Origin of the sequence: Achromobacter sp. UMC71, assembly GCF_014170305.1 — a bacterium.
Classification (GTDB): Bacteria; Pseudomonadota; Gammaproteobacteria; order Burkholderiales; family Burkholderiaceae_B; genus Achromobacter.
In genome coordinates this window covers 94,509-108,638 of record NZ_LZZT01000004.1, presented here as the reverse complement: position 1 = coordinate 108,638, position 14,130 = coordinate 94,509, and the positions used below count along the sequence as shown (strand labels likewise).

Genomic DNA, 14,130 nt, shown 5'->3' with positions numbered 1-14,130 from the left:
CGCGCCGGCGGGCTTTATTCCGCGCCATCGTTCTCCAGCATTTTCTTGAGCAGGAAGACGAGCGCCAGGCGTTCGGCGGGATTGAGCTTGCCGAACGTGCCTTCCGTGATCTGCTTGGCGAAAGGCTCCATCTGCCGCACCAGTTCGTGGCCGGCGGGCGTCAGGTTGATCACGACTTTGCGGCGGTCTTGCTGGTCGTGATCGACCTGCACCAGCTCGCGCTGCTTGAGCCGGTCGACTACGCCGCGCACGGTGGCTTGGTCGATCACGGTGGATTTCACCAGGTCGACCAGCGAACTAGCGCCGTTGTCGCGCACGGAACAGAGCACGACGAATTGCGCCGCGGTCAGCTGCGAATCCGGGATGTACTGCTGGAATAGCGCGGTATGCCGCTGGTAGACCCGCCGTAGCAGGTGACCAATCTGATCGGAAAACAAATAATCATCCTTGGGGGATGGGGACTTGCCTTTCATATTGCGCATAAGCCTATTCGGAACCGTGCCGTGAACACATGATCTTTCTCAAAGAATCCTGTGCGAGTGTACGGGTACAGCGGGAAGATGCCGAAGGTTTTATCCGAGATCTAGCTGCCTGGCGTCGTGGCCGGCGCCCGCTTGGTGGCGCGGGTGCCCCAATCGCTCGAAGCGGTGCCTTCGTCGTCCACCGTAAGCCCGCCGCCGCTCATGATGCCGCGGGCGATTTCTTCGGCGGACTTGCCGGCAAAGCCGTGTTCGCCCGCCGTGATGCGAAAGCTATCGCCTTCCAGCGGACTTTGCAGGGTGGCCGACGACAGCAGCACGCCGTTCGAGCGCAGCTGGATGCGCTTGCCGACACGATTGCGGGTGAAGTCGGCCAGGGCCTTGCGGCTTTCGGGCTTGAGCTCCACGTCGACGATCCGCGCCGAGGTATGCGGATCGGTGCCGGCGGTGGCCTTTTCGGCTTGCAGCGTCACGGTTTCGGCATGGCCGATGGCGGGCGCCAGGATGAGCAGGGCGGCGCAGGCGAGGGATCGAAAGCCGGGCATGGGAGGGGCTCCTGGGAGAAGGTAAGACGATGCCGGCATGCTAGCCGGGCTGGCGGGCGGCGCGCATTACGAGTTGTATTTGCGCGTGGCATTCGTGGTCAACCGCTACTATGTCGATTCGATCATCGAAGGCGGCCGCGGATCGGCCCGGCCGCCGCAAGGGAACCCTGATCCATGACGCTACGCGCGCCCCTATTCGTGTCCTGCCTGCTGCTGGCGGGTATTGCCCACGCCGGGTCGGCGCCGGCCGAACTGTCCTGCGTCTCGGAAAGCGGCAAGGTGTCGCTGCGCGGCGTGGTGCCGTCGCCGTCGTCGGACGAGCTCAATGTGGTGCTGACCTATGTCGGGTCCACGCTGCGGTTCGACATCGACAAGGCCCCCGGCTATGTGGTGTCGGATTTCTCGCAGGGCGTATTCACGCTGGTCGCCCCGGACGAGGTCTGGACGTTGACGCTGTATGCGCTGCCGGGCAGCGTGGCGGTGAGCAAGCAGGCCAACGGCGACGTGGCGGGCACGTTCCAGGCCAAGCTGATGGGGCCGCGTCCGGGGTCGGGCGGCGCCAACAATCCGCTCACGGCCACCGTGAACTGCGACTATAAGTACTCGCTATAGGCAGGCGTAGCGCCCGCGGGCGTCGTCTCCTTTCCGGGTAATCCCGCTACCGGGCTTTTCGGCAAAATTTGTATGATGACCATATGAATAAGCAAAACCGCATCCGCGAGGAAATCTGCACCGTCGGCGCCAGCCTGTACCAACGGGGTTACACCGTTGGCGCGGCCGGCAACATCAGCGCCCGGCTCGACGACGGCTGGCTGATCACCCCCACCGACGCCTGCCTGGGCCGGCTGGACCCGGCTGAACTGGCCAAGGTGGACCTGGACGGTCAATGGGTTTCGGGCGCCAAGCCGTCCAAGACGCTGGCCCTGCATCAGGGCATCTACCGGGCCGCTCCCGCCGCGCAAGGCGTGGTGCATACCCATTCGACCCACCTGGTGGCGTTGACGCTGGCCGGTGTGTGGCGCCAGGACGAAGTCCTGCCGCCCATCACGCCGTACCAGGTGATGAAGGTGGGCCGTATTCCCTTGATTCCTTATCGCCGGCCGGGCGATCCGATTGCCGCCGCGCAGGTGGCGGCCCTGGCCGCCCAGGTGCGCGGCGTGCTATTTGAGCGCTTGGGCCCGGTGGTCTGGGAACGTTCGGTCTCGCATGCGTCCTTCGCGCTGGAAGAACTGGAAGAGACGGCGCGACTGTGGCTCATGTCCGATCCCCGGCCCGAGCCCCTGTCCGACGCAGCCATCGAGGAATTACGCGCCGTTTTCGGCGCGCGCGACTAGACCGTCCGACGAACGGCGCAAGCGTGCCGCCTTGGCGCGCGCGCCGGCTCCATGACTCGCAGGAGGCGAGCGATGAAGATACTGATTACCGGCGGCGCGGGCTTTCTGGGCCAGCGTCTGGCGCGCAAACTGCTGGAGCAAGGACGGCTGGCGCTGGGTGAGTCGCGCGAACCGATCACGCAGATCGACCTGCTCGACGTGGTGCAGACCGACGCCATCAACGACACTCGCGTGCGCTCGGTGAAGGGCGACGTCGCGGACCCCGCTGTGCTGGAATCGCTGATCGGCACCGACACGGCCGCCGTGTTCCATCTGGCGGCGATCGTCAGCGGGCAGGCCGAGGCCGATTTCGACCTGGGCATGCGCATCAACCTGGACGCTTCGCGCGCCCTGCTGGAAACCTGCCGCCTGCGCGGGCACCGGCCGCGCGTGGTGTTCACCAGCTCGGTCGCGGTGTACGGCGGCGCGCTGCCCGATCTGGTACGCGACGACACGGCGCTCAACCCTCAGTCTTCCTACGGCACGCAGAAGGCCATCGCCGAATTGCTGCTGGCCGACTACACGCGGCGCGGTTTCGTCGACGGCCGCGCGCTGCGGCTGCCCACCATCAGCGTGCGCCCCGGGCGGCCCAATGCGGCGGCGTCGTCGTTCGCCAGTGGCATCATCCGCGAACCCTTGAACGGCGAGCCTGCGGTATGCCCGGTGGGCGCGGATACGCGCCTGTGGCTGCTGTCGCCGCGCCGCGCGGTGCAGGCGCTGATCGCGGGCTGCGAGCTGGACGCCCGGGCATTGGCCGATCGCCGGCCCGTCAACCTGCCAGGCGTGTCGGTGACGGTGGCCGAGATGGCGCAAGCGCTGCGCGAGATCGCTGGCGACGCCGTCGCCGACCGCATCAGCTGGAAAGCGGACCCGAAGGTCGAGGCCATCGTCGGCAGCTGGCCCGGCGGCTGGGACACCGCGCGCGCGGCGCGCCTGGGGCTGGAAGGCGACAACGGTTTCGCCGACATCATCCGCGCCTACATCGGCGACGATCTGCGGGGGACGGTATGAATACCGCCAATGAAGTGCCGCGCAACGTCGGCGTGATCGGCCTGGGCGCCATGGGCGCGGGCATCGCGGCCAGCCTGCGGCGCGCCGGCAGCCGCGTGCATGCGTACGACGTCCGGCCGGGTGCGGCCGCGGCATTCGCCGAACAGGGCGGGGTGGCTAGCGCCACGCTGGCGGACATGGCGGCTGCCTGCGACGTGGTGGTCAGCGTGGTGGTGAACGCGCAGCAGACCGAGACGGTGCTATTCGGCGATGGCGGCATCGCGTCGTCGTTGCGGCCCGGCAGCGTATTCGTGATGTGCTCCACCGTGGACCCGAACTGGTCGGCGGACCTGGAAACGCGCCTGGCGGCGCTGGGCATCCACTACCTGGACGCGCCGATCTCGGGCGGAGCCGCCAAGGCGGCCGCCGGCCAGATGACGATGATGACGGCCGGCAGCGCGGCCGCCTACGCCGCTTGCGGCGACCTGCTGGAATCCATGGCGGGCAAGGTCTACCGCCTGGGCAGCAGCGCCGGCGCGGGCAGCAAGGTCAAGATCATCAACCAGCTACTGGCCGGGGTGCACATCGCCGCCGCCGCCGAGGCCATGGCGCTGGGCCTGCGCGAAGGGGTGGATGCGGCGGCGCTGTACGAAGTCATCACCCACAGCGCGGGCAACAGCTGGATGTTCGAGAACCGCATGGCCCACGTGCTGGCGGGCGACTACACGCCGTTGTCGGCGGTGGATATCTTCGTCAAGGACCTGGGCCTGGTGCTGGACACCGCAAGGCACAGCAAGTTTCCGCTGCCGCTGGCGTCCACCGCGCACCAGATGTTCATGCAGGCATCGACCGCGGGCCACGGTGGCGAAGACGACAGCGCGGTCATCAAGATCTTTCCCGGCATCAGCCTGCCGGAGGCGCCATGACGATCAAACTGGGCTGCATCGCCGACGACTTCACCGGCGCCACCGACCTGGCCAACAACCTGGTGCGCGCCGGCATGCGCACGGTGCAGACCATCGGCGTGCCGGCGGCCCCGCTGAACCAGCCCGCCGATGCGGTGGTGGTGGCGCTCAAGACCCGCACGATCCCGGCTGGCGAGGCCGTGGCGCAGTCGCTGGCCGCCCTGGAATGGCTGCGGGCGCAGGGCGCCGAACAGATCTATTTCAAGTACTGCTCCACCTTCGACAGCACGCCGCAGGGCAATATCGGCCCCGTCGCCGATGCCTTGATGAAGGCGCTGGATACCGGCTTCACGATTGCCACGCCGGCTTTCCCTGACAACAAGCGCACGGTGTTCAAGGGCTATCTGTACGCGGGCGACGTGCTGCTGAATGAATCGGGCATGCAGAACCATCCGTTGACGCCGATGACCGATCCCAACCTGGTGCGCGTGCTGTCCGCGCAGACCGCGCGCCGCGTCGGCCTGATCGACTACGCCGTGGTGGCGCGCGGCAGCGATGCGATCCGCGCGCGTATCGCTGCCTTGCAGGCGCAGGGCGTGGAGATCGCGATCGTGGATGCGATTTCCAACGACGACCTGCTGGCGTTGGGGCCGGCGCTGCAAGGCATGCCGTTGGTCACGGCGGGATCGGGCGTGGCGATCGGTCTGCCGGGCAATTGGGGCTTGGCCGCGGGCGCGGCTGCCAGCCTGCCGCGCGAACCCGGATTGCAGGCGGTGGTGGCGGGCAGCTGCTCCAGCGCCACGCAGGGCCAGGTCGCGGCCTTTATCGAGACGGGGCGGCCTGCGCTGGCGCTGGACCCGCTGCGTATCGCGGCGGGCGAGACGGTTGCGGCGGAGGCGCTGGCCTGGGCCAAGCCGCGCCTGGCGGACGGGCCGGTGCTGATCTATTCCACGGCGCAGCCTGACGCCGTGCAACAGGCGCAGACCGCGCTGGGCGCTGCGCGGGCCGGCGTGCTGGTCGAGGACGCCATCGCACGGATCGCGGTGGGCCTGGCGGAGCAAGGGGTGCGCCAGTTGATCGTCGCGGGCGGCGAGACCTCGGGCGCGGTGGTGCAAGCGCTGGGTCTGACGCAACTGGCCATCGGTGAGCAGATCGATCCGGGCGTACCCTGGTGCGCCGGTCATGCGCAAGCGGTGCGGACGCGCATGAGCATCGCGTTGAAGTCCGGCAATTTTGGTGGCGCGGACTTCTTTACCCGGGCCTTTAGCCAGGGCCGGCGGCCGCCAGCGTGAGGCGCCGCGCGGCTAGCGGTGCGCCTGGCGCAGGCGCTTGGCTGCGTTGATCATATGCACGCGGGCGGCTTCGCGCGCGCCTTCCACGTCCTGGCGGCGGATGGCGTCGACGATGGCGATGTGTTCCTGCATCACCGCGCGCATCAGGTCGGCATGGCGCGCCTCGTTGCCGCGCGTGACGCGGGTGGCGGCTTCCAGGAACTGGCTGACGAACGCCAGCGTCGTGAGGAAATACGGATTGCCGGTGGCGCGGGCAATGCTGCGGTGAAAGGCGACGTCTTCCTTGACGCCGTCGCCGCCGTTGCCGACGGCCTGGGAGATCGCCGCCAAGGCGCCGTCGATCTCGGCCAGGTCGCGCTTGCTGCGCTGGGCCGCGGCCTGTGCGGCGATTTCGGTTTCCAGCGCGCGCCGTAAATCCACGATATGCAGCACCGCATCCAGCGACGATAGTTCGGCCGCATCGATGCGCAGCGCGCGGTTGCCGCCCAGGCCCGTGACGAAGACGCCGCTGCCCTGGCGCGCCTCGACGATGCCGTCCTGGCGCAACCGCGACACGGCCTCGCGGATGACCGTGCGGCTGACGCCGAACTGCTCGGCCAGGCGGGTTTCCGTGGGCAGTTTCTCGCCCGGCAGCACGCGGCCCTCGTCGATCTCGGCGAGCAACTGTTTGGCGACCGTGTCGGTCAGCGTGGGGGGCGTGTTGAGTCGGGGAAACGCCATGGAATGGGGCGGAGGCAAAGGGCGTTCCATGATACCCCGCGCGGTGTCACGCCGCCGCGCGCGCGGCGTTCAGGCAATCGATGAAGCACTGCGCCGCCGGCGTCGGCGGCGACTCGGCCCGCGTCAGGATCGATACCCGCGCCGCCGGTAGCGGATGCGCCAGCGGTATCACGCAAAGCGGATGCGGCACCAGCTCGCGGTGAAAGCCGTTGCGCACGAAGAAGCCCACCGCATCGCTTTTCGCCAGGATCGCCAGCGCGATCGCGATCGACTGGCACGGAATCACATCTGTCGGCGTGGGCAGGCCGCGCGACGCATAGGCCAGGTGCAGCAGATTGGTCGGCGTCTGGGTATTTCCCGGCATCAGCCACAGCAGGTCGCGTAGCTCGGCCAGATCGGTGGCATGGCGCAGGGGATGATCGGCCCGCGCGCCCACCACCAGCGGCAGCGTGAACAGGGTGGTGCGCGCAAAGCCGTCGTAATTGTTGCCGTCATATTCGGTTTGCACCACCAGGTCGTAGCGCCCGGCGTCCAGCTGTGCGTGGCTGTAAGGCGCCGCCACCTCATGGAACGCCACCGCCACGCGCGGCATGCGGGCGCGGAACGCGGCCAGCGCGTCGGGCAGTACCGTGAGCGCCGACGAACTGATCGCCAGGTTCAGCGTGCCGCCTTCACCGTCGCGCATCTGGTCGATGTCTTCCTGTGCCCGGCGCGCCTCCTGCAGGATCAGCACGGCGCGCTTGTGCAGCGCTTCGCCGTAGGGCGTCAGCTCAACCCCCTTGGCGCTGCGCCGCACCAGTTCGGCGCCCAGGCTTTGTTCCAGCTCGCGCAGGCTGCGCGTGGCAGCGGGTTGGGTGACGCACAGCGCGCGCGCCGCGGCGCGGATGCTGCGGTGTTCGGCGATCAGCACGAAGGCGCGCAGCTGGCGCAGGTTCATGGGAGCAGGCACGGTCTGGGATATAAGCAAAAGTCATCGCTGCTGCAAAAATACTGTCTTTCCCGTTTCGGTAGCCATCCGTATATTCACTAGGACTTGCGGTGCGCGGACTCCGGATACACGGGCCGGCAACCCAGGACCGGACATCAAGGGGAAAACATGTCTATCGCCATCACGGCCGGCGCGGGCGCACGCAGCCTGCACACACCGTCCATGCGCCGGCGCGTCATCGCCGGCACCACCATCGGCAACGCGCTGGAGTTCTTTGACTTCACCGTCTTCACCTTCCTGATGCTGGTCATCGGGCCGCTGTTCTTTCCCGCGGCCTCCAGCTATGGGCAACTGTTGCTGACCACGGCGACTTTCGGCGTGGGTTTCCTGATGCGGCCGGTGGGCGGCATGCTGATCGGTTCCTACGCCGACCGCCACGGCCGCCGCGCCGCCATGACGCTGACGTTGTGGTTGATGGGATTGGGTTGTGGGCTGATCGCCGTGGCGCCGACTTACGCGCAGATGGGGCTGGCGGGGCCGGTGATGATGGTGCTGGCGCGGTTGATCCAGGGTTTCGCCGCGGGCGGCGAGGTGGGCGCGTCGACCACGCTGCTGGTCGAGCATGCGCCGCCGTCGCGGCGTGGCTTCTATTCCAGCTGGCAGTTCGGCAGCCAGTCACTGGGGGTGGCGCTGGGTGCGCTGGTGGTGGGCGGCCTGACTGCTGCGCTGACCGCCGAGCAGATGCAGGCCTGGGGCTGGCGGCTGCCGTTCGTGATCGGCATCCTGACGGTGCCGGTGGGCGCATATATCCGCCGAAACCTGGAAGAGACGCTGACGACGGACGAAGATGACCATCGGCCGCGCGCCGCGGGCAACCAGCCCTTGCGTCGCATCTTCGCCGAGCACAAGACCGAGGTGGCCAAGGGTATCCTGCTGATGATCGGCGGCATGGTGTGCGCGCAGATCATCGGCTTCTACATGCCGTCCTATGCGCATCGCGAGCTGGGCTTGCCCGCCACGTCCACACTGTCGGCCAGCGTGGTGGTGGGTGCGGTGGGCTTTCTATTTGCGCCGCTGGTCGGCATGCTGGCGGATCGGGTGGGGCGCAAGCGGGTGATCTTCTGGTCGCGCGTGGTGACGGTGGCGGTGCTGCTGCCGTGCTTCCAGTGGCTGATCGCCGAGCCCAGCAGCGCGCGGCTGATGACTGTCGTGGCGTTGCTGTCGATACTGCTGGCATTGCAATCCGCGCCGGGCATCACCATGCTGCCCGAACTGTTCCCGAAGTCCGTGCGCACCACCGGCATGTCGGTGGTCTACGGATTGGGGATTTCGGTGTTCGGCGGTTTCGCCCAGTTCTTCGTGACGTGGCTGCTGCACGTGACCGGCAATCCCATGGCCCCCGCCTGGTACCTGATGGTGGCGGTGGCGATTTCCACGGTGGTGCTGTTCTGGATACGGGACCGCACCGGCGACGATATCGACAACCAGGAGACCTGATGCAATCCGCGACCCCCTATTTTTCCCGCAGCTACGCCCAGGCGCGCGAGCGCTTTGCCGCCGCGGCCCGGCCACTTGCCGCGCACTTCGCGTCCTATCCCATCGAGCCCAAGGGCCGCGAGGGCGAGGCGCTGGCCACCGACGTGGCGCTGATTGGCGATGCGGATGCGCGGCGGCTGCTGATCATGACCTCGGCCACGCACGGCGTGGAAGGCTTTTGCGGGTCGGGCTGTCAGCTGGCGCTGCTGGACGACGCCGACATGCTGGCGCGCGCCCGCCGGGCCGGCGTTGCCCTGTTGCTGGTGCATGCAGTGAATCCGCACGGATTTTCCTGGATCGCCCGCACCGATGAAGGCAACGTCGACCTGAACCGCAATGGCCAGCCGTTCGGCGAAAAACCCTTGCCCGAGAATCCCGGCTACGGGCAGATTCACGACCTGCTGCTGCCCGCGCAATGGCCGCCGACGGACACAAACCGCGCGCAGATTGGCGCTTATGTCGCCGAGCATGGCATGCCCGCGCTCAGGCAGGCGGTGACCCGGGGCCAATATACGCACGCGGACGGCCTGTTCTACGGCGGTGACCGTCCGGCGGCGTCGCTGCTGAACTTGCGGCGCATCCTGACCGAGCACGCGGCCCGTTACACACAGGTCGGCTGGATCGACGTGCACACGGGCCTGGGGCCGCGCGGGCACGGCGAGAAAATCTACGCCGGCCGCCGCGACGAGACCGAAGTGGCGCGGGCCCGGCGCTGGTGGGGCGCCGATGTCGCCGTGCCCTATCAGGGCACCTCCGCGTCGGTCGATATCACCGGCCATTTGGCGGGGCTGATCTACGACGCTTGCCCGGCCTCCGAGCCGACGCTGATGGCATTGGAGTTTGGCACGCTGCCCACGCAAGACGTGGTGGACGCGCTGCGCGGGCGCAATTGGCTGCGCGCGCATCCCGACGCCGATCCCGCGTTGCGCGACGAGATCTTGCGGACGACGCTCGAGGCCTTCTATTGCGATGCGCCGGATTGGCACGGCGCCATCCTGGGGCAAAGCCGCGTGGCGGTGCTGCAAGCCTTGTCCGGCCTGGAATCCTCGGGCGCCTGATGCCCTGAAGCCGAAGCGAGCCGATCCTGCGGATCGGCTTGATTTACTTTCAGAATGTTATATCATCCTTCAGCTATTTGTAATGATATAACATCCAAGAGAGTAACGATGAAAGGCAAAACGCTGGGGACTGCACGGGAAGACGGCAAGCGGGAAGGTGGCAAGGCCAAGGCTCGGCGGCTCGGCCGCTCGGGGACGCTCAAGCCCCTGATGTGTTCCTTGATGCTGGCCGCGCCGATGGCGCAGGCCGAAACCGAGGCGGATTCCAACCGCGCCAAGACCCTGGCGCCGATTACCGTGTCGGCCAACCCGCTGGGCCTGGACCTGAACAGCACCATGCTGCCGGCGTCCGTGCTGGAAGGCGACGAACTGATCGAACGCCGCGCGGGCACCCTGGGCGAGTCCCTGAAAAGCCTGCCGGGCGTCAATAGCGACACCTTCGGCGGCGGCGCGAGCCGTCCCGTGATCCGCGGCCAGACGGCGCCGCGCGTGAAGGTGCTGTCCGACGGCTCCGACGTGATGGACGCATCCGGCATTTCGCCCGACCATGCGGTGACGGTCGAGCCCCTGCTGGCCGAACGCATCGAGGTGCTGCGCGGGCCGGCCACCTTGCTGTATGGCGGCGGCGCCATCGGCGGCGTGGTCAACGTGATCGACAAGAAGATCCCCACCGCCGTGCCGGACAAGGGCGTGGAAATGGAAGCGGAACTACGCGGCGCCACCGGCACCAAGGAACGCGCGGGCGCCATCGGCATCACCGCCGGCGAAGGCCAGTTCGCGGTGCGGGTGGAAGGCATGAAGCGGCGAACCAGCGACTACGACGTGCCGGACTGGCCCGGCGGCAAGCTGGCCGGTTCTTACAGCGAATCGACGCAGGGCTCGGTGGGCCTGTCGTGGATTACACCGCGCGGCTATGTCGGCCTGGCGTTCACGCACCTGGAAAGCAAGTATGGCCTGCCCGGCCACAACCACGAATACGAAGGCTGCCACCCGCACGGCACGCACCTGCATTGCGGCGGCCATGATCATGGCGACGAGGAAGAAGGGCACGATCACGACCATGAACATGAGCACGGCGGCGTGCCCTACGTGAAGCTGCGCAGCGACCGCCTGGACCTGCGCGCCGAATACCAGGACCCGTTCGCGGGCTTCGAGAAGATCCGTGTGCGCGGCGGCCTGACCGACTATCAGCACGAGGAAATCGAAGGCGGCCAGGTCGGCACCCGTTTCAAGAACAAGGGTTACGACCTGAGGGTGGAGCTGCAGCACAAGCCGATAGCCGGCTGGCGCGGCGTGATCGGTGTGCAGAATGCCTACAGCGACTTCCGCGCCGATGGCGAGGAAGCCTTCCTGCCGCGCAGTCGCACCCGCTCGAACGGCTTGTTCGTGCTGGAGGAATACCAGCTGAACGACTGGCGTTTCGAGGTGGGCGCGCGCCAGGACTGGCAGCGCATCTCGCCGTCGGGCGGCGCGTCGCGCAGCAGCCTGTCGGGCACGTCGCTGTCCGCCGCCGCCATCTGGGATTTCGCGCCGCAGTATTCGGTGGCCCTGTCGCTGTCGCGCTCGCAGCGCCTGCCGACCGCGCAGGAGCTATATGCGGATGGCGTGCACCTGGCCACCAACACCTATGAATTGGGCAACGCGGGCCTGGGCCGCGAGACCTCGCACAACATCGACCTGACCCTGCGCAAGCATTCGGGCGACACGACGCTGTCGGCCAGTGTGTTCCACAACCGCGTCAAGAACTACATCTATGCGGACACGCTGGATCGCTATGAGGATTTCCGCCTGATCGAATACACGCAGCGCGATGCCGAATTCACTGGCGTCGAAGGCGAAATCCGCCATCAGTTCACACCGGTGTTTTCGGCCGCGGTGTTCGGCGATTACGTGCGCGGCAAGCTGACCGGCGGCGACGGCAACCTGCCGCGCATTCCGGCGGCGCGCGCGGGCCTGCGCGGCAACGTGAAGTGGCAGCAGTGGTCGGGCGGCCTCGAGTACGCGCGCGTGTTCTCGCAAAAGGACATCGCCTCGTACGAAAGCAGCACGCCGGGCTACAACCTGGTCAACGCCGTGGTGGCCTACCGCGGCCGCTACGGCGCGACGGGCTACGAAGTCTATCTGCGCGGTACCAACCTGCTGAACAAGCTGGCGTACAACCACGCGTCGTTCATCTCGTCGGTGGCGCCGCTGCCGGGCCGCAGCGTGATGCTGGGCATGCGCCTGACGTACTAGGGCCTGTGCGAGGGGCCTCTTCTAGCGTGAACAGGCCCTAGGCGATACCGCCGGGCCATGCGCCCGGCGATGGCCGCGGCGCGTGGCGGACCCGCGAGTCCGCGGTCCAGCATGGCGGGCAGGTGTGCTAATTTCCACGCATACCGCCCGCTACGGAAACCGCCATGCTGAAATTCGCCGCCAACCTGTCGATGATGTACACGGAACACGCGTTCCTGGACCGCTATGCGGCCGCTGCGGCGGACGGCTACGCGGGCGTGGAATGCATGTTCCCCTACGAGGCGCCGGCCGCCTTCGTGCGCGAGCGCATGGATGCCGCCGGCGTATCGCAAGTTCTGTTCAATGCGCCGCCCGGCGTCGCCTCGCGCGGCGAACGCGGGCTGGCCGCGCTGCCGGGCCGGCAGGACGAGTTCCGCGCCGGCATCGAGCAGGCGCTGAGCTATGCCACCGCGCTGTCCTGCGCGCAGGTCCATGTCATGGCGGGCCTGGCGCCCGAAGGCGTGGCGCGCGCCGAACTGCTGGATTGCTACCGGGAAAACCTGGATTGGGCCGCACGCCAGGCGCGTTCGGCGGGCGTGACGGTGCTGATCGAACCCATCAATACCCGCGATATTCCGGGCTATTTCCTTAACCGGCAGGATGAGGCGCACGACGTAGTGCTGGCCGTCAACGCACCCAACCTGAAAGTGCAGATGGACCTGTACCACTGCCAGATCGTCGAAGGCGACATCACCGCCAAATTGCGCCAATACCTGCCCACGGGGCGGGTTGGCCACCTGCAGATCGCCGGCGTGCCGTTGCGCCACGAGCCCGACCGTGGCGAACTGGACTATGGCTGGGTCTTCTCGGTGCTGCGCGAGCTGGAATACAGCGGCTGGATCGGCTGCGAATACCGGCCCGCGGCCGGCACCTCGGCCGGCCTGCGCTGGCTGGCCGCCGCGCGCGGGTAGACCGCCGCTGTCCGATGCGCCCGTAATGGTCTTTCCGGATGCCAACGGCGTGGTCCGCCGAAATATAATTAATGTGTTAACTATATAAAAACATCAGGAGACAACCGCATGTCCAGAAGAGGCTTTATTCGCCGCGCGCTGGGAACCGCAGCCGCCGTGGCGCTGGCTGCCGGCGCCGGGTCCGCGATAGCTGGCGAATTTCCCGACCATCCGATCCGCTGGCTGGTGCCGTTCAGTGCCGGGGGCGGTAGCGACCTGGCCACCCGCATCGTGGCCAAGCATGTCGGCGAAACGCTGGGCCAACCCGTGGTGGTGGAAAACCGCCCGGGCGCGGCCACCATTGTCGCGGCCCAGGAAACCGCCCGGGCCGCGCCCGACGGCTACACCCTGATGACTGCAGGCATGAGCACGCTGGCGCTGAACCCGTGGCTGTATAAGAAGCTGCCCTACGATCCCTGGAAGGACCTGAAACCTGTATCGACCCTGGTGGCGTTGCCCATCGTGCTGGTCGCGTCGCCCTCGTCCGACCTGGACAACATGCCCGAGGTGATGGCCTTCCTGACCCGTGGCAAGCAGGCCAGCTACGCCTCGCTGGGCGTGGGCAGCCCGCATCACCTGGCCATGGAGTTGTTCCTGTCTATGTTCGGCGGCAAGGCCGTGGCCATTCCCTACAAGGGCACGCCGCCGGCATTGCAGGACGTGGCCTCGGGCGTGGTGCCCTTGATGATGGCCGACCTGGCCGCGGCGCGGCCGCTGATCCAGGCGGGCAAGTTGCGCGCCATCGCGGTGCCCGCGATCCAGCGTTCGGAACAGCTGCCCGACGTGCCGACGTTCGGCGAATCGGGCGGCCCGCCGCTCGAGGCGACCGCCTGGCAAGGCGTGGTGGCGCCGGCCGGTACGCCTAAGGCGGTGGTCGACAAGCTCAGCCGCGCGATCGAGGCGGCGCTGAAGTCCCCCGAGGTAATCAAGCAACTGAAGCTGCAGGGCATGGAGCCCATGGGCAGCACGCCGCAGGCGTTCTTCGACTACGCGCACCAGGAATACACCAACTGGGGCGCCGTTATCCGGCAGAAAAATATTTCGGTGGATTGATGGCGCGGCGGGCGGGCCGGCGCCGCG

At 67.5% G+C, this 14,130-nt stretch carries 15 protein-coding genes; 11 read left to right on the top strand and 4 right to left on the bottom strand.

Translation table 11 applies throughout. From position 1 onward, the window contains the following. Nucleotides 1-14: 14 nt before the first annotated feature. Both A9974_RS01145 and A9974_RS01140 read right to left on the bottom strand, forming a co-directional pair. Nucleotides 15-482: a MarR family winged helix-turn-helix transcriptional regulator gene (locus A9974_RS01145; RefSeq protein ID WP_183002362.1), complete on the bottom strand. Its 468-nt coding sequence runs from the start codon at nucleotides 480-482 to the stop codon at nucleotides 15-17. A gap of 101 nt (nucleotides 483-583) precedes the next feature. Then, nucleotides 584-1,024 carry a hypothetical protein gene (locus A9974_RS01140; RefSeq protein WP_183002361.1) on the bottom strand — a complete coding sequence of 147 codons (441 nt, stop codon included), beginning with the start codon at nucleotides 1,022-1,024 and terminating at the stop codon, nucleotides 584-586. A 37-nt stretch (nucleotides 1,025-1,061) separates the two neighbouring features. Here A9974_RS01140 and A9974_RS01135 point away from each other — a divergent pair, with 37 nt between their 5' ends. From A9974_RS01135 to otnK, 6 genes are all read left to right on the top strand, one after another. Beyond that, nucleotides 1,062-1,202 (top strand): hypothetical protein, encoded by a 141-nt coding sequence (locus tag A9974_RS01135; RefSeq protein ID WP_183002360.1) that lies wholly within the window; start codon nucleotides 1,062-1,064, stop codon nucleotides 1,200-1,202. Then, nucleotides 1,199-1,636: a hypothetical protein gene (locus A9974_RS01130; RefSeq protein WP_183002359.1), complete on the top strand. Its 438-nt coding sequence runs from the start codon at nucleotides 1,199-1,201 to the stop codon at nucleotides 1,634-1,636. Before A9974_RS01135 ends, A9974_RS01130 begins: the two co-directional genes overlap by 4 nt. An 83-nt stretch (nucleotides 1,637-1,719) precedes the next feature. Beyond that, nucleotides 1,720-2,358, top strand: coding sequence for an aldolase (locus A9974_RS01125; protein ID WP_183002358.1), 639 nt, complete (start codon nucleotides 1,720-1,722; stop codon nucleotides 2,356-2,358). Between the two features lie 72 nt (nucleotides 2,359-2,430). After that, nucleotides 2,431-3,408, top strand: coding sequence for a D-erythronate dehydrogenase (gene denD / locus A9974_RS01120; protein ID WP_183002357.1), 978 nt, complete (start codon nucleotides 2,431-2,433; stop codon nucleotides 3,406-3,408). Continuing rightward, nucleotides 3,405-4,313 carry an L-threonate dehydrogenase gene (gene ltnD / locus A9974_RS01115; protein ID WP_183002356.1) on the top strand — a complete coding sequence of 303 codons (909 nt, stop codon included), beginning with the start codon at nucleotides 3,405-3,407 and terminating at the stop codon, nucleotides 4,311-4,313. Before denD ends, ltnD begins: the two co-directional genes overlap by 4 nt. Then, on the top strand, nucleotides 4,310-5,584 hold the full coding sequence (otnK, locus tag A9974_RS01110; protein WP_183002355.1) for a 3-oxo-tetronate kinase: 1,275 nt from the start codon (nucleotides 4,310-4,312) through the stop codon (nucleotides 5,582-5,584). Before ltnD ends, otnK begins: the two co-directional genes overlap by 4 nt. Nucleotides 5,585-5,596: 12 nt before the next feature. On the opposite strand, the gene A9974_RS01105 is transcribed toward otnK, so the two are convergent. Together A9974_RS01105 and A9974_RS01100 are read right to left on the bottom strand one after the other, a co-directional pair. Next, nucleotides 5,597-6,304 (bottom strand): FadR/GntR family transcriptional regulator, encoded by a 708-nt coding sequence (locus tag A9974_RS01105; RefSeq protein ID WP_183002354.1) that lies wholly within the window; start codon nucleotides 6,302-6,304, stop codon nucleotides 5,597-5,599. A gap of 46 nt (nucleotides 6,305-6,350) precedes the next feature. Continuing rightward, a complete protein-coding gene (locus tag A9974_RS01100) occupies nucleotides 6,351-7,271 on the bottom strand; it encodes a LysR substrate-binding domain-containing protein (RefSeq protein WP_255467948.1) in 921 nt (306 codons plus the stop codon). Nucleotides 7,272-7,400: 129 nt separating this feature from the next. Here A9974_RS01100 and A9974_RS01095 point away from each other — a divergent pair, with 129 nt between their 5' ends. From A9974_RS01095 to A9974_RS01075, 5 genes are all read left to right on the top strand, one after another. Next, nucleotides 7,401-8,729, top strand: a complete 1,329-nt coding sequence (locus A9974_RS01095) for an MFS transporter (protein ID WP_183002353.1) — start codon at nucleotides 7,401-7,403, stop codon at nucleotides 8,727-8,729. Further along, the gene (locus A9974_RS01090) at nucleotides 8,729-9,826 is read left to right on the top strand and encodes a M14 family metallopeptidase (RefSeq protein ID WP_183002352.1); all 1,098 of its coding nucleotides are present in this window, start codon (nucleotides 8,729-8,731) and stop codon (nucleotides 9,824-9,826) included. Before A9974_RS01095 ends, A9974_RS01090 begins: the two co-directional genes overlap by 1 nt. Before the next feature lie 222 nt (nucleotides 9,827-10,048). Continuing rightward, nucleotides 10,049-12,061: a TonB-dependent receptor domain-containing protein gene (locus A9974_RS01085; protein ID WP_255467956.1), complete on the top strand. Its 2,013-nt coding sequence runs from the start codon at nucleotides 10,049-10,051 to the stop codon at nucleotides 12,059-12,061. Nucleotides 12,062-12,225: 164 nt separating this feature from the next. After that, on the top strand, nucleotides 12,226-13,011 hold the full coding sequence (gene otnI, locus A9974_RS01080; RefSeq protein ID WP_183002350.1) for a 2-oxo-tetronate isomerase: 786 nt from the start codon (nucleotides 12,226-12,228) through the stop codon (nucleotides 13,009-13,011). 108 nt (nucleotides 13,012-13,119) lie between these two features. Next, a complete protein-coding gene (locus A9974_RS01075; protein ID WP_183002349.1) occupies nucleotides 13,120-14,103 on the top strand; it encodes a tripartite tricarboxylate transporter substrate binding protein in 984 nt (327 codons plus the stop codon). Nucleotides 14,104-14,130 lie beyond the last annotated feature (27 nt).

Coding starts and splice junctions, on each gene's coding strand:
- A9974_RS01125 (WP_183002358.1), top strand. CDS start 1,720: ATGAATAAGCAAAACCGCATCCGCGAGGAAATCTGCACCGTCGGCGCC.
- ltnD (WP_183002356.1), top strand. CDS start 3,405: ATGAATACCGCCAATGAAGTGCCGCGCAACGTCGGCGTGATCGGCCTG.
- A9974_RS01090 (WP_183002352.1), top strand. CDS start 8,729: ATGCAATCCGCGACCCCCTATTTTTCCCGCAGCTACGCCCAGGCGCGC.
- otnI (WP_183002350.1), top strand. CDS start 12,226: ATGCTGAAATTCGCCGCCAACCTGTCGATGATGTACACGGAACACGCG.
- A9974_RS01140 (WP_183002361.1), bottom strand. CDS start 1,024: ATGCCCGGCTTTCGATCCCTCGCCTGCGCCGCCCTGCTCATCCTGGCG.
- otnK (WP_183002355.1), top strand. CDS start 4,310: ATGACGATCAAACTGGGCTGCATCGCCGACGACTTCACCGGCGCCACC.
- A9974_RS01095 (WP_183002353.1), top strand. CDS start 7,401: ATGTCTATCGCCATCACGGCCGGCGCGGGCGCACGCAGCCTGCACACA.
- A9974_RS01105 (WP_183002354.1), bottom strand. CDS start 6,304: ATGGCGTTTCCCCGACTCAACACGCCCCCCACGCTGACCGACACGGTC.
- A9974_RS01145 (WP_183002362.1), bottom strand. CDS start 482: ATGCGCAATATGAAAGGCAAGTCCCCATCCCCCAAGGATGATTATTTG.
- A9974_RS01075 (WP_183002349.1), top strand. CDS start 13,120: ATGTCCAGAAGAGGCTTTATTCGCCGCGCGCTGGGAACCGCAGCCGCC.
- A9974_RS01130 (WP_183002359.1), top strand. CDS start 1,199: ATGACGCTACGCGCGCCCCTATTCGTGTCCTGCCTGCTGCTGGCGGGT.
- A9974_RS01085 (WP_255467956.1), top strand. CDS start 10,049: ATGCTGGCCGCGCCGATGGCGCAGGCCGAAACCGAGGCGGATTCCAAC.
- denD (WP_183002357.1), top strand. CDS start 2,431: ATGAAGATACTGATTACCGGCGGCGCGGGCTTTCTGGGCCAGCGTCTG.
- A9974_RS01135 (WP_183002360.1), top strand. CDS start 1,062: ATGCTAGCCGGGCTGGCGGGCGGCGCGCATTACGAGTTGTATTTGCGC.